At 65.3% G+C, this 14,740-nt stretch carries 12 protein-coding genes; 7 read left to right on the top strand and 5 right to left on the bottom strand.

All coding sequences use genetic code 11. The features are described 5' to 3' along the window. Positions 1-96 precede the first annotated feature (96 nt). Positions 97-1,776, bottom strand: a complete 1,680-nt coding sequence (recN, locus tag M3I53_RS02640; protein WP_254314432.1) for a DNA repair protein RecN — start codon at positions 1,774-1,776, stop codon at positions 97-99. Between the two features lie 94 nt (positions 1,777-1,870). Continuing rightward, the gene (locus M3I53_RS02635) at positions 1,871-2,782 is read right to left on the bottom strand and encodes an NAD kinase (protein WP_254314431.1); all 912 of its coding nucleotides are present in this window, start codon (positions 2,780-2,782) and stop codon (positions 1,871-1,873) included. A gap of 263 nt (positions 2,783-3,045) precedes the next feature. Here M3I53_RS02635 and hrcA point away from each other — a divergent pair, with 263 nt between their 5' ends. The 7 genes from hrcA to pabB all read left to right on the top strand — a co-directional run bounded on the left by hrcA (position 3,046) and on the right by pabB (position 12,516). Further along, positions 3,046-4,065: a heat-inducible transcriptional repressor HrcA gene (gene hrcA, locus M3I53_RS02630; protein WP_028202023.1), complete on the top strand. Its 1,020-nt coding sequence runs from the start codon at positions 3,046-3,048 to the stop codon at positions 4,063-4,065. Between the two features lie 201 nt (positions 4,066-4,266). After that, positions 4,267-5,334, top strand: a complete 1,068-nt coding sequence (gene hemH, locus M3I53_RS02625; RefSeq protein ID WP_254314430.1) for a ferrochelatase — start codon at positions 4,267-4,269, stop codon at positions 5,332-5,334. Between the two features lie 47 nt (positions 5,335-5,381). Next, complete coding sequence (locus M3I53_RS02620; RefSeq protein WP_254314429.1) at positions 5,382-5,789, top strand: RNA-binding S4 domain-containing protein; 408 nt, start codon at positions 5,382-5,384, stop codon at positions 5,787-5,789. 548 nt (positions 5,790-6,337) lie between these two features. Next, a complete protein-coding gene (gene grpE, locus M3I53_RS02615; RefSeq protein ID WP_254314428.1) occupies positions 6,338-6,940 on the top strand; it encodes a nucleotide exchange factor GrpE in 603 nt (200 codons plus the stop codon). 250 nt (positions 6,941-7,190) lie between these two features. Next, positions 7,191-9,149 (top strand): molecular chaperone DnaK, encoded by a 1,959-nt coding sequence (gene dnaK / locus M3I53_RS02610; protein ID WP_254314427.1) that lies wholly within the window; start codon positions 7,191-7,193, stop codon positions 9,147-9,149. A gap of 294 nt (positions 9,150-9,443) precedes the next feature. Next, positions 9,444-10,580, top strand: a complete 1,137-nt coding sequence (gene dnaJ, locus M3I53_RS02605) for a molecular chaperone DnaJ (protein WP_254314426.1) — start codon at positions 9,444-9,446, stop codon at positions 10,578-10,580. Positions 10,581-10,632: 52 nt separating this feature from the next. After that, positions 10,633-12,516: an aminodeoxychorismate synthase component I gene (gene pabB / locus M3I53_RS02600; protein WP_254314425.1), complete on the top strand. Its 1,884-nt coding sequence runs from the start codon at positions 10,633-10,635 to the stop codon at positions 12,514-12,516. An 84-nt stretch (positions 12,517-12,600) separates the two neighbouring features. Here the strand turns inward: pabB and panB are convergent, their stop codons facing one another. The 3 genes from panB to folK all read right to left on the bottom strand — a co-directional run bounded on the left by panB (position 12,601) and on the right by folK (position 14,712). Next, complete coding sequence (gene panB / locus M3I53_RS02595; RefSeq protein ID WP_254314424.1) at positions 12,601-13,416, bottom strand: 3-methyl-2-oxobutanoate hydroxymethyltransferase; 816 nt, start codon at positions 13,414-13,416, stop codon at positions 12,601-12,603. A gap of 67 nt (positions 13,417-13,483) precedes the next feature. Beyond that, positions 13,484-14,176, bottom strand: coding sequence for a deoxynucleoside kinase (locus tag M3I53_RS02590; RefSeq protein ID WP_254314423.1), 693 nt, complete (start codon positions 14,174-14,176; stop codon positions 13,484-13,486). Next, complete coding sequence (folK, locus tag M3I53_RS02585; RefSeq protein ID WP_254314422.1) at positions 14,173-14,712, bottom strand: 2-amino-4-hydroxy-6-hydroxymethyldihydropteridine diphosphokinase; 540 nt, start codon at positions 14,710-14,712, stop codon at positions 14,173-14,175. Before folK ends, M3I53_RS02590 begins: the two co-directional genes overlap by 4 nt. Positions 14,713-14,740: the final 28 nt, after the last annotated feature.

The following is a 14,740-nucleotide window of genomic DNA, read 5'->3' as shown; positions in this document are numbered from 1 at the left end:
GTTCCTCGGGCTGGCATGTCAATAGGACTAAATATAGACCTAAATTCGGACTGATTGGAGGCAATATTTAGGGTTGTATCAACGAGGCAGGGAAGCTCAAGCCGCTAGCATCTCCTTCGCATGCCGCCTGGTCGTCGCGGTAATCTCCAGCCCGCCCAGCATGCGCGCGACTTCCTCCACCCGGCCGCCCCTGTCGAGCGGCGTGACGGCCGAGACCGTGCCGCCGTTGCCGTCGCCGGACTTCGCCACCTGGAAGTGGTGATCGCCGCGCGCCGCGACCTGCGGCAAGTGCGTCACGCACAGCACCTGGCGCGCGCGACCGAGCTGGTGCAGCAAACGTCCCACCACTTCGGCGACCCCGCCGCCAATGCCCGTATCCACTTCGTCGAAGATCAGCGTGGGCGTGGGGCTCGCCGCGCTCGCGATCACGGCAAGCGCGAGGCTGATGCGTGCGAGTTCGCCGCCGGAGGCGATTTTCGCGAGCGGGCGCAGCGGCACGCCGGCATGGCCCGCCACCCGGAATTCGATCTGCTCCAGACCATGGGCCCCGCCGATCGGCTCGCCGGTCGAGCTGCTGCCGAGCGCCACGAGCGCGACTTCGAAGCTGCCGCCGGCCATCGACAGTTCCTGCATGCCTTGCGTGACCGCCGAGCCGAGCGCCTTCGCCGCCTTGGCGCGCGCCTTCGAGAGCTGGCGTGCCTGCACGAGATAGGCTTCCTGCGCCTTCTGCTCGGCGGCGCGCAGGCCGTCGAGATCGGATGCGGCATCGAGTGCCGCGAGCTGCTGGCGGCGCGACGCGTGTTCCTCAGGTAACGTTTCGGCCGGCAGGCGGAACTTGCGCGCCGTCGAATGCAGCGCGTCGAGGCGCCGTTCGACCTGCGCGAGATGTTGCGGATCGAGATCGAGACGTTGCGCGTAATGCGAGAGCGAGTACGCCGCTTCCTGGATCTGGATCGCGGCCGGTTCGAGCGCGGCGAGGGCGTCGTTGAGCTCGGCGTCGACCTCGGCGAGAGAGCGCAGCTTCGAGACGATCGAGTTCAGCTGCGAGAGCATCGCCTCGTCGGATTCGGATAACGCCGCGAGCGCGCCTTGCACGCCTTCTATCAGGTTGGCCGAGTTCGAAAGCCGCACGTGCTCCGCGTTCACTTCCTCCCATTCGCCCGGCTGCGGCGCTAGCTTGTCGAGTTCGGCGAGCTGCCACGCGAGGCGCTCGCGCTCGAGCTGCAGCTCGCGGTCGCGCGACATGGCGCTCTGCAGGGCGAGACGCGCGTCGCGCGCGTCGCGCCATGCGCGCGTGACGGTGGCGGCGAGATCCGTGAGGCCTGCGTGCGTGTCGAACAGTTCGCGTTGCGCGTCGGGGCGCATGAGCAGTTGGTGCGCATGCTGGCCGTGGATGTCCACGAGCATTTCGCCCAGCTCGCGCAGCTGCGCGAGCGTGGCGGGCGTCCCGTTGATGAAGGCTCGTGAGCGCCCGCCGCTGTCCACCACGCGGCGCATCATAACCGTGTGCTCGCCGTCGCCGTTCGTGAGCGCCTGCTCGTCGAGCCAAAGCGCGGCATGCGCGGGCACGTCGAACTCGGCGGTGATGTCGGCGCGGCTCTCGCCCGTGCGCACCACGCTCGCATCGGCGCGCGTACCGAGCGTGAGGGCGAGGGCGTCGATCAGGATCGATTTGCCCGCGCCCGTCTCGCCGGAAAACACGGTGAAGCCGCTGTCGAATTCGAGGTCGAGCGCGGCGACGATCACGAAGTCGCGAATCGAGAGATGGCGAAGCATGGCGTCTGATTCTGCTTTTTTTGGGTTGGCTTTGATTACCGTGGGACTGCTGGCTGCATGGCAACGGCCGCGCGCTTCACGCGAAGACGCGAATTTAGCCCTCCGGATCGCCCTGCAGCGAGGGGTGCTCGTTCCAGTGCAGCTTCTTGCGCAGCGTGCGGTAGTAGCTGTAGCCGACCGGGTGCAGGAAGGGCACGGTGTGGCGCGAGCGGCGCACCTCGATCACGTCGTTCAGCTCCAGCGCCGTGAACGACTGCATGTCGAAGTTCACGTTGACGTCGCGGCCCGCCACGATCTGGATGCTCACCTTGCAGTCGTCGGGCAGCACGATCGGTCGGTTCGAGAGCGCGTGCGGCGCGATCGGCACGAGCACGATGCCTTGCAACTGCGGATGCAGGATCGGCCCCTGCGACGAGAGCGCGTAGGCGGTCGAGCCCGTGGGTGTCGCGACGATCAGACCGTCGGAGCGCTGGTTGTACATGAAGCGGCCATCCACGTTTACGCGCAGCTCTGCCATGCCCGAAAAGCCGCTACGGTTCACGACCACGTCGTTGAAGGCGAGCGCGTGGTAGATCGGGTCGCCGTCGCGCGTGATGCGCGACTCCAGCAGCGAGCGTTCCTCGCGCTCGAACGAGCCCGCGAGCAGTTGCGGTACGACCTCCTGCATCTCGGAGAACGCGATGTCGGTAATGAAGCCGAGCCGCCCGTGGTTGATGCCGATGAGCGGCGTGCGATAGGGCGCGAGCTGCCGGCCGATGCCGAGCATCGTGCCGTCGCCGCCGAGCACGACGGCCACGTCCGCGCGCGCGCCGATTTCGGCCGGCTGCAGCGCGGGGTAGCCTTGGGCGCCGATTTCCTCTGCGGTTTGCGCTTCGAACACGACCTCGAAGCCGCGCTTCGAAATGGTCTGGGCGAGCGCCGTCAGCGGCTCGGCAATGCCTGGCGTATTGCTGCGCCCAACGAGCGCAACCGTCTTGAACTGGCTCTGGATCTTCTGGATCTGCATGCCGGCATTACACCATAGTCAGGTCGCGAAAAGAACCTGGCGCCACGCCGGGCGGGGCCCGCCAGGCCTTGCGCGCCGCGACCTCCAGCCCGAAGCCGGTGACACGGCGATGACAACGCGCGGGGGAACGGGCGATGTGCAGTGCAATGCGCCCGGCGACGGCGGCCGAAACCGGGCCGCCCAGCGCGCTGCGGGCCGCCCCGCTGTGGCCGGCCTGGCGGCGCACTCGCGGGCAAAGCGCCATTAGGCTAAAATTTTGAGTCATGCTAGATCCTCGCGCACAAACCCTCCTCAAGACGCTGATCGAGCGCTACATCGCCGAAGGTCAGCCGGTCGGCTCGCGCACGCTGTCGCGCTATTCCGGCCTGGAGCTGAGCCCGGCGACGATCCGCAACGTCATGTCGGACCTCGAGGAGTTGGGTCTCGTGTCCAGCCCGCATACCTCGGCGGGGCGTGTGCCCACGCCGCGCGGCTACCGCCTGTTCGTCGACACCATGCTCACCGTCGAGCCCAGTTCGGACGACGACGCGCTCACGCGGGCGGTGAAGACCACGCTGCGCCCCGGCGAGCCGCAGAAAGTGGTGGCGGCGGCCGCCAGCGTGCTCTCGAACCTCTCCCAGTTCGCGGGTGTGGTGCTGACACCCCGGCGCAGCCACGTGTTCAAGCAGATCGAGTTCATGCGCCTGTCGGACAAGCGCATTCTGCTCATCATCGTGACGCCCGAAGGCGACGTGCAGAACCGCATCATGGCGACGCAGCGCGACTTCACGCCTTCCGAGCTCATCGAAGCCTCGAATTACATCAACGCGCACTTCGCGGGACTGTCGTTCGACGAGGTGCGCCGCCGCCTGCGCGAGGAAATCGACGCGCTGCGCGGCGACATGACCACGCTCATGCACGCGGCCGTAACTGCGAGCACCGAAGAGCCCGAAAGCGGCGACACCTTGCTCATTTCCGGCGAGCGCAATCTGCTCGAAGTGGCCGACCTTTCCTCGGACATGGCGCGCCTGCGCAAGCTCTTCGACGTGTTCGACCAGAAAACCAGCCTCCTGCAGCTGCTCGACGTCTCGAGCCACGCGCAGGGCGTGCAGATTTTCATTGGCGGCGAGTCGCAACTCGTGCCGATCGAGGAAATGAGCGTGGTGACGGCTCCCTATGAAGTGAACGGCAAGATCGTCGGCACGCTTGGCGTGATCGGGCCGACGCGAATGGCGTACAACCGGGTGATTCCGATCGTCGACATCACTGCGCGCCTGCTCTCGCTCACGCTCAGCCAGAACTGAGCGCCGCATCGGGCACCGGGCCTCGGACCACCCTCTTTCCGACGATCATCCCCGAAAGGCGTGGCGCGCGCCATCGGCCGAATGGCCATCGTGCGGTGAGTCGCTGCGTCGCGGGTCGGGTTTGGCCTGCCAGGACCGCCCGCTATAATGCTTCTTTCACGCAACCGTTGCTGCGCATGCGCGCGGCGCCACTGATCGCCTATGCGTTTCGACCTGGAGCGGCCTTCGCAGTCCGCCGCGGCGCATCGCGTCGCCGTGCTGCTCATCAACCTGGGCACGCCGGACGCGCCCACGCCGCGCGCCGTGCGCCGCTACCTGGCGCAGTTTCTTTCCGATCCGCGCGTGGTCGAGATTCCCGCGCCGGTCTGGCAGGTCATCCTGCGCGCGCTGATCCTGCCGTTTCGCGGCCGCTCGTCGGCCAAGAAGTACGCGGCGGTCTGGACGCCCGAAGGCTCGCCGCTGCGCGTGCACACGCAGAAGCAGGCCGACGGCCTGCGCCATCTGTTGCAGATCAACGACTACACGGTCCTCGTCGACTACGCGATGCGCTACGGCACGCCCGACATCCCGGCGATGCTGAACCAGCTCAAGCTGGCGGGCGCGGAGCGCATCCTTCTCATGCCGATGTACCCACAGTACTCGGCGTCGACCACGGCCACGGCGTTCGACGCGGCTTTCGCCGCGCTGCGACGCATGCGCAACCAGCCGGAAATCCGCACGGTGCGCGGCTATCACGACCATCCGGCGTATATCGCGGCGCTCGCGGCCCAGGTGCACCAGTACTGGCACGCGCACGGCAAACCCAATTTCGCGGCGGGCGACCGGCTCGTGCTGAGTTTTCACGGCGTGCCGAGCCGCACACTCGATCTGGGCGACCCCTACCACGATCAGTGCCAGCAAACGGCCGCGCTCCTCATGCACGCGCTGGAACTGACGCCGGTCGAATGCCGGGTGACTTTTCAGTCGCGCTTTGGGCGGGCGCAGTGGCTCCAGCCGTACACGGCGCCCACGCTGCGGGAACTGGGCGCGGGCGGCGTGCGCCGTGCGGACGTGTTCTGCCCCGGTTTCACGGCGGATTGCCTGGAAACTATCGAGGAAATCGGCATGGAAGTGCGCGACGAATTCCTGCACGGCGGCGGCAAGGAATTTCACCGCATCGCGTGCCTGAACGCCTCGCCCGCGTGGATCGCGGCGCTGGGCGAGATTGTTGCGCAGCACCTGCAGGGCTGGCCCGTGCAGGCCGCGGCCCCGGCTGGCGCAGTGGCCTGATACAGCGAACTGAGCGTGAACTGGGCGGTGCATCTGGAAGGCTTCTGATGAACTACAAGATTTCGACTGAACCTGGCGCGCGCCTGCGCATCGACAAGTGGTTATGGGCAGCGCGCTTCTTCAAGACGCGCTCGCTAGCCTCCGACGCCGTCGGCAAGGGGCGCGTGCGCATTGGCGGCGACGCCGTGAAGGCGTCGAAGGACGTGCGCGTGGGCGACCTCGTCCAAATCGAGATCGAACACGTGGTGTGGGAAGTGCAGGTGCTGGGGATTTGCGAGTTGCGCGGACCCGCCAGCATCGCGCAGACGCTCTATGCGGAAACCGAAGCCGGGCGCGAGCGGCGCGCGGCGGAGCAGGACCGGCGCCGGCTCTTTCGCGAACCGGCTGCCGTGTTGCAGGGCAGGCCGACCAAGCGCGACCGCCGCACTATCGACAAATTTTCGCGTGAGGGTTGAAGAGCGCTTCCATCGTAGCGTGCACGCCCCCGTATTCCGTCGTGTTTTCGTTCACGGCGCCCGACATGCAGATGGTCGTAGTTCCGGCGATGAGTACCAGCGCGACCACCGATATGGCAAAGGTCAGTTTCACGGTACTCCCCTTGGGACCGCAGCAAAACAGCCAGTTTCGAGGCCCGGCCAGCGTTTTTATGTGCGGCGATGCCGCTAAAAAATGTGCTGTCCGCGGGCCCGTTCGGTGCGGTGCCGGACTCAGGGTAAACGCGTCATGAGCAGCACCTGTTCCTGAGTGTAGGTCAGGGATGTCCCTTACTCAATTTCATTTTTGCGGCGCTGCAGTAATGATTGTTACGGGCGATTTCGCGGCTTGATTTTTGTATAAAAAAGCCACAGAGCCTCTTGAAACAAGCGATCCGGCACCCATGTGCTGTCGCAATCACCGAAGCCTCTGTCGTGCTGGCGCAACGGCCGCAGGCGCAGCAGGGTGGGCCGCGTGATGGCGCCCGAAGCTTCGTTCCTTTTTTCACTATTCAACCACGTTCAGCGACATGGAAAACACGCAAGAGAACCCGACGAGCCAGAACCCCACGCCCGCGGACGAGGCGTCGCCGGCAGCCCAGCCCCAATCGGGTGAAGCAGCCGGGCAGGCAGCCCAAGGCGGCGTGGACCAGAACGCTGCGGCGCTTGCCGAGGCCGCACTGGCCGAAGCCCAGCTTAACGAAGCCCGAGCGAAGGTCGCCGAATTGCAGGACGCCTTCGTCCGCGCCAAGGCCGAGACCGAGAACGTGCGCCGCCGCGCGCAGGAAGACGTCGCCAAGGCGCACAAGTTCGCGATCGAAAACTTCGCCGAGCATCTGCTGCCGGTGATGGACAGCCTCGAAGCCGCACTCGCCCATAACTCGGACGACCTCGCCAAGGTCAACGAAGGCGTCGAACTCACGCTCAAGCAGCTGACCGGCGCGCTCGAAAAAGGCAAGGTCCTCGCCATCAACCCAGTGGGCGAGAAGTTCGACCCGCACCGTCACCAGGCCATCTCGATGGTGCCGTCCGAGCAGGAAGCGAACACGGTGGTCAGCGTGCTGCAAAAGGGCTATGTGATCGCCGACCGCGTGCTGCGTCCGGCGCTCGTGACCGTTTCGGCACCGAAGTAAGAAAAACGTAAGTAGTGGCGGCGGCCTGAAGGCATCCAGGGAACCCCTAAGGCCGTGCGATTGAAAAAAATGATGGAACGCATAGCCCAAACCCCTTGAAATCGCCGTAACGGCACTTATTTGGGCAGCAGTTCCGTATTGAAGTGGGCGCCAGCCGCGCACAAGGGAAAACGCGGCTCGAGCATGTAGTTACCTGCGCAGCGCGAAAGCGGCGTCCGCACAGCGACCAAATTCTGGAGATTTGACAAAAATGGGCAAAATCATTGGTATTGACCTCGGCACCACCAACTCGTGCGTGGCGCTGATGGAAGGCAATCAGGTCAAGGTGATCGAGAACTCGGAAGGCGCCCGTACGACGCCGTCGATCATCGCCTACATGGACGACAACGAAGTGCTGGTCGGCGCACCGGCCAAGCGCCAGTCGGTCACCAACCCGAAGAACACGCTGTACGCGGTCAAGCGCCTGATCGGCCGCCGCTTCGAAGAGAAGGAAGTGCAGAAGGACATCGGCCTGATGCCCTACAAGATCGTCAAGCACGACAACGGCGACGCATGGGTCGAAGCGCACGGCTCGAAGCTCGCGCCTTCGCAGGTTTCGGCTGAAGTGCTGCGCAAGATGAAGAAGACCGCTGAAGACTACCTCGGCGAGCCGGTCACCGAAGCCGTGATCACGGTTCCCGCGTACTTCAACGACAGCCAGCGTCAGGCCACCAAGGACGCAGGCCGCATCGCCGGTCTGGAAGTCAAGCGCATCATCAACGAGCCTACTGCAGCCGCGCTCGCGTTCGGTCTGGACAAGGCCGAAAAGGGTGACCGCAAGATCGCCGTGTTCGACTTGGGCGGCGGCACGTTCGACATCTCGATCATCGAAATCGCGGATGTCGACGGCGAAATGCAGTTCGAAGTGCTCTCGACCAACGGCGACACCTTCCTCGGCGGTGAAGACTTCGACCAGCGCATCATCGATTACATCATCGGCGAGTTCAAGAAAGAGCAGGGCGTCGACCTCTCGAAGGACGTGCTCGCGCTGCAACGCCTGAAGGAAGCCGCTGAGAAGGCCAAGATCGAACTGTCGTCGGGCCAGCAGACCGACATCAACCTGCCGTACATCACGGCGGATGCGTCGGGTCCGAAGCACTTGAACCTGAAGTTCACGCGCGCCAAGCTGGAAGCGCTGGTCGAAGACCTGATCGAGCGCACCATCGAGCCGTGCCGCGTCGCGATCAAGGACGCAGGCGTGAAGGTTGGCGACATCGACGACGTGATTCTCGTCGGCGGTCAAACGCGTATGCCGAAGGTGCAGGAGAAGGTCAAGGAGTTCTTCGGCAAGGACCCGCGCCGTGACGTGAACCCGGACGAAGCCGTGGCCGTTGGCGCCGCGATCCAGGGCCAGGTTCTGTCGGGCGACCGCAAGGACGTGCTGCTCCTCGACGTGACCCCGCTCTCGCTCGGTATCGAGACGCTCGGCGGCGTGATGACGAAGATGATCAACAAGAACACCACGATCCCGACCAAGCACGCACAGGTCTACTCGACGGCGGACGACAGCCAGTCGGCCGTGACGATCAAGGTGTTCCAGGGCGAACGTGAAATGGCAGCGGGCAACAAGCTGCTGGGCGAGTTCAACCTCGAAGGCATTCCGCCCGCACCGCGCGGCGTGCCGCAGATCGAAGTGACCTTCGACATCGACGCGAACGGCATTCTGCACGTGGGCGCGAAGGACAAGGCCACCGGCAAGGAAAACAAGATCACCATCAAGGCGAACTCGGGTCTGTCGGAAGCCGAAATCGAGAAGATGGTGAAGGACGCCGAAGCGAACGCGGAAGAAGATCACCGTCTGCGCGAGATTGCCGACGCGCGCAACCAGGGCGACGCGCTGGTTCACAGCACGAAGAAGGCCGTGGCCGAGTACGGCGACAAGATCGACGCTTCCGAAAAGGAAAAGATCGAAGCCGCGCTCAAGGACCTCGAAGAAACGCTGAAGAGCTCGTCGGCCGACAAGGCGGCGATCGAGGCGAAGGTCGAGGCGCTGTCGGCAGCGTCGCAGAAGCTCGGCGAAAAGATGTACGCCGACATGCAGGCGCAGCAGGCAGGTGCGGCCGGTGCAGCCGGTGCGGGTGCCGCAGGTGCCGGTGCTGCCGAGCAAGGCGGGCAGAACAACGCCGACGACGTGGTCGACGCCGAGTTCAAGGAAGTCAAGAAGGACTAAGTCGGTTCGTGGCGGTCACGACCGTTCCGCCTGATCGGCAGACGGTCGTGATCCGATGAAAGCGGCTACGAAAGCGGCCGCATCGGTTACGATGCGTGTCAGCATTGCAGCGCCTGGCGAGCCATCCGGCTCTCCGGGCACATTTGTTTTATGGAGGCCGTTCTCTCTTAGGGGCCGCCGCGGCGCGAGAAGCGCCCGTGCGGATGTTCAAGGGAATGGCAAACGGGTCACGAGATCCAGCATTCAAGAGGAGCCGGCGCGCGCCGTGAAGCGCGAGGCCGGCGTTGAACCGATATGGCGAAACGGGATTACTACGAGGTTCTGGGCGTCGCGAAGAACGCGAGCGACGACGAAATCAAGAAGGCGTATCGCAAGCTCGCGATGAAGTACCACCCCGACCGCAATCCGGACAACAAGGATGCGGAAGAGCATTTCAAGGAGGCCAAAGAGGCCTACGAAATGCTGTCGGACTCGCAAAAGCGCGCCGCTTACGACCAGTACGGCCACGCCGGTGTCGATCCCAACATGGGCGGCGCGGGCGCGCAGGGCTTCGGCGGGTTCGCGGACGCTTTCGGCGACATCTTCGGCGATATCTTCGGCCAGGCCGCTGGCGGCGGCCGCGGCGGCCAGCGCGGCGGCCCGCAGGTGTATCGCGGCGCGGACCTGCGCTACAGCATGGAAATCTCGCTAGAGCAGGCGGCGCACGGCTACGAGACGCAGATCCGCGTGCCGGGCTGGACCGGCTGTGAAGTCTGTCACGGCTCGGGCGCGAAGCCCGGCACGAAGCCCGAAACCTGCCCGACCTGCCATGGTTCGGGTTCGGTGCGCATGTCGCAGGGCTTCTTCAGCATCCAGCAGACTTGCCCGAAATGCCACGGCACGGGTTCCTACATTCCCGAGCCATGCACGAACTGCCACGGCGCAGGCAAGGTCAAGGAAACCAAGACGCTCGAAGTGAAGATTCCGGCGGGTATCGACGACGGCATGCGCATCCGCTCTGCCGGCAACGGCGAGCCGGGCATCAACGGCGGACCGTCGGGCGATCTGTACGTCGAGATTCACATCAAGCAGCACGCGGTGTTCGAGCGCGACGGCGACGACCTGCACTGCCAGATGCCGATTCCGTTCACCACGGCGGCGCTGGGCGGCGAGATCGAAGTGCCGACGCTGGCGGGCCGCGCGAGTTTCACGGTGCCCGAAGGCACGCAGTCGGGCAAGACGTTCCGCTTGCGCGGCAAGGGCATCAAGGGCCTGCGTTCGAGCATCGCCGGCGATCTGTATGTGCATGTCCAGGTGGAAACGCCGGTCAAGCTCACCGATCACCAGCGCGAGATGCTGCAGCAGTTCGAGAAGTCGCTCGTAGAAGGCGGTTCGCGCCACAGCCCCCAAAGCAAAAGTTGGTTCGACCGCGTGAAGAGCTTCTTCGACTGACGCGCTTTTCCGGCGTCACCATGCAGCAGGTAAGCAGCAGGTAGTGATCGCAATGGCAGTCAATGCTGGCGGCGCGACTTTCGCGCTGCTCGACGATGGCGACTCGACGGCGGCTAGCCGCTCGAGCCGCCTCTATACGGGGTTCGTGCGCGAGCTCGCATGCGAGCTCGCCGCGGATCTCGACGCGGTGTGCACGCAAGTGAATGCCGAACTGGGCAAGGGACTTCACGCCCTCGTGATCGGCGACTACGAGTTCGGGCGCACGCTCGAATTCGCAAAGCGCGACACGACCTCATCCATCGAAACGCAGCACGGTCACGCCGCGCTGCGTTTTTTATTGTTCGAACGCTGTGAAGCGCTCTCGCGCGAGGAAGCCGACGCTTGGCTCGCAACGCAGGAGGACAGTGAAGCGCCTGCGCCAGCGGGCGTGGCGGGTGTGACGATCGGTGTCGATCGCGAGCGCTTCGAGCAGGACATCGCCGCCGTGCAGGACGCCTTGCGCGCGGGCGACTCGTATCAGATCAACTACACCTACCGGCTCGGCTTCGAGGCATACGGTTCGCCGCTCGCGCTTTACAGGCGCTTGCGCGAGCGTCAGCGCGTGCGTTACGGCGCGCTGATCGCGTTGCCGGGCGACCGCTGGGTGCTTTCGTGCTCGCCGGAGCTGTTCGTGGAGAAGCGCGGCCAAACGTTGCGCGCGAAACCGATGAAGGGCACGGCCGCGCGCAGCGCCGATGCGCAGCAGGACGCCGCCGCCGCGCGCTTTCTCGCCAACGATCCGAAGAACCGCGCCGAAAACGTGATGATCGTCGATTTGCTGCGCAACGACCTCTCGCGCGTCGCGCAAACCGGCTCGGTGCGCGTCCCGGCGCTCTTTAGCGTCGAGCCCTACGCTTCCGTCTGGCAGATGACTTCGACCGTGGAAGCCACGCTGCGCCAAGGCACGACATTCGCCGGTGCCATGCGCGCGCTTTTTCCGTGCGGCTCGATTACGGGTGCGCCCAAGCACCGGACGATGGAATTGATCGAAGCGCTCGAGCACGCGCCGCGCGGACTTTACACCGGCACGATAGGCTGGCTCGAAGCGCCCTCGGCAGGTGAGGCTTGCGGCGACTTTTGTCTCTCCGTCGTGATCCGCACGTTGACGCTCGATGCGCCCTCGCGGGGCACGGGCGCCACGCGGCGCGGCGAAATGGGCGTCGGCGCGGGCATCGTGCTCGACAGCGTGGCCGCCGACGAATACGAGGAGTGCCGCTTGAAAGCCCGTTTTCTGACCGATGCCGATCCGGGTATCGAATGCTTCGAAACGATGTACGCGACGCGCGCTGGTGGCGTGCGGCACGTGGAGCGCCATCTCACGCGGCTCGCCGCAAGCGCGGCGTGGCTCGGCTTCCCGTGCGACGTTCGAGCGTTGCGAGCGCGCATCGACGAAGCCTTGGCCAAATTTGCTGACCAAAATGCGCCGCACCGTCTGCGTCTCGCGCTCGGCAAGAGCGGGGCAGCGACGATTACCAGCGCACCGCTTGCGCCGCTCGCGCAAGACACCGTAGGCGTGCTGCTGGCATCAGACTACGGCTTTGCGCCGGTCGAATCCGCCGACGCGCTGTTGCTGCGCAAGACCACGCGCCGCGCCGAATTCGATCGCGCGTGGCGCGAAGCCGAAGCGCAGGGCGGCTTCGACATGCTGTTCTTCAACGAGCGCGGCGAGCTGACCGAAGGCGGCCGCTCGAACGTGTTCGTGAAGCTCGACGGCAAGTGGTTGACGCCGCCGCTCGCCTCGGGCGTGCTGCCGGGCGTGATGCGCGGCATGCTGCTCGACGACGAAGCGTTCGGCGCACAGGAGCGCGTGCTCACGCGCGACGACGTGCTTAACGCCGAAGCCTTGATGCTCGCGAACGCGCTGCGCGGCGCAGTGCCAGCGCGCTTGATTCGATGAGATCACGGCCGTAGCCCACCACAAAAACAAAGCGCGCTCCCAACGGAGCGCGCTTTGTTGATTCCGCGACGCAAAGCTGCCGACTCAGAACACGTGCTCGGGCCCCGGGAACGTGCCTTCCTTCACGGCCTGTACATACGCGCGCACCGCCGATTCGATATCGGGTTGGCCCGTCATGAAGTCCTTCACGAAGCGCGGCCGCTTGCCGGGGAAAATGCCGAGCATGTCGTGCAGCACGAGCACCTGGCCCGAGCAGTCGACGCCCGCGCCGATGCCGATGGTCGGAATGCGCAACTGCTTCGTCACTTCCGCGCCGAGCGTCGCGGGCACGGCCTCGATCACCACTAGCTGTGCGCCCGCGTCCTGCAGCGCCAGCGCGTCACGAATCATCTGCGTGGCGGCCGCATCGCTCTTGCCCTGCACCTTGAAGCCACCGAACGCATGCACCGACTGCGGCGTGAGGCCGATGTGCGCACACACGGGCACGGCGCGCTCCACCAGCATCTTCACCGTGGGCGCGAGCCATTCGCCGCCCTCGATCTTGACCATCTGCGCGCCGGCGCGCATGAGCTTCACCGAGTTTGCGAACGCATCTTCGGGTGTGCCGAAGCTGCCGAACGGCAGGTCGGCGATGATCAGCGCCTTGGTTTGCGCGCGCGCCACGCAGGCCGTGTGATAGGCGATGTCGTCGATGGTGACGGGCAGCGTCGTGGTGTGCCCCTGGAGCACGTTGCCGAGCGAGTCGCCGATCAGCACCGTATCGACGCCCGCGCGATCGCACAGCGCCGAGAAGCTCGCGTCATAGCACGTCAGCATCGCGATGCGTTCGCCTGCATCGCGCATGGCCTGGAGTTTGGGCACGGTGACCGCGCTGCGGCTCGTTTCCTGCAGGTAAGTCATGGGGAAATCCGTTGGGAAAGGGAAAAACGGGGAGGGGCTGCGCCGCTCGATCGCGCCGATGAGGCGGTTATAGCGACGTGCCCTTGACGAAGGATTCCTTGCGGCCGCGCATCGTCTCGATACGTTCGGCGACGAGCGCGAGGTCCGCGTCGGAACCTGCCAGATCCAGATGCTCCGCGCCGACGGTGAGCACCGGCGCATGATCGTAATGATAGAAAAAATCGTTGTAGCTGTCGCAGAGCGCACTCAGGAACGCACTCGAAATGGTCAGCTCGCGCGGCAACGCCCGCTTCTGGATGCGCGCGTACAGCGCCTCGGGGCTCGCCTGCAGATAGACGACGAGGTCGGGCGCGGGCGCGGACGAACTCAGACGGGAGGCGAGCGCGCGGTAGAGCGGCAGTTCGTCTTCGGCGAGTGTGAGGCGCGCGAACAGATCGTTGCGCTCGGCAAGGAAATTCGTCACGAGCAGCACGCCCGCTTCGCGGCGCGCGGCCACATCGCGCGAAAGTTGCTCGCGCTGCAAGGCGATATGCAGTTGCGCGGCGAGTGCATGCGACGAGGGCGCAGTGTCGCGATACACGCGCTCCAGAAACGGATTGTCGGCATTCGATTCGAACAGCGTCTGCATCGACCAGCGTTCGGCGAGACGTCTCGCGAGCGTGGTCTTGCCCGCGCCGATCGGCCCTTCGATCACGATGTACTGGAGCGCGGCCGGCCGCGTGGCGCGCGCGCTGACGACGGGCAGGGGTGTCGTGCTCATCGGCAGTTGCCGGAGGGCGGCGTGTCCGGCGCGGGGACCGCGCCCATGCACTGGCACAACGGCTTGACCTTCTCGATGCGCTGGTCGGCCACGGCGGCGAGGAACGCGCTGGCGGGCCCGAGGCCCGGAATCACGAGTTCGGGATCGATCTCGACGAGCGGCACGAGGGCGAACGCGCGGCCCGTCATGCGCGGATGCGGCACGACGAGGTCGGTTTCGTCGAGGGTGGCGTCGCCGTAAAGCAGAATGTCGATGTCGAGCGTGCGGGGCGCGTTGCGAAAGGGACGCTCCCGGCCGAAATGATGCTCCACGCGCTGGCACAGGCCGAGCAGCGCGTGAACGTCGAGACTCGTCTCGATCTTCACGACGCAGTTGTAATAGTCGTCGCCGCCCGCGTCGATGGGCGCGGTGCGGTACAGACTCGATTTGGCGACGACGGTGAGGGTGTGCTGTTGTGCGAGGCACACCACCGCGTCTTTGAGGGTCTGGCGCGCATCCCCCAGATTCGCGCCGATTCCCAGCCAGGCAACCGTCATGGCTTCACTTCCTGCGACTTTTGTTGCG

Origin of the sequence: Paraburkholderia sp. CNPSo 3272 (genome assembly GCF_024206495.1) — a bacterium.
Taxonomy (GTDB): domain Bacteria; phylum Pseudomonadota; class Gammaproteobacteria; order Burkholderiales; family Burkholderiaceae; genus Paraburkholderia.
This window is presented reverse-complemented; position numbering and strand designations above follow the sequence as displayed.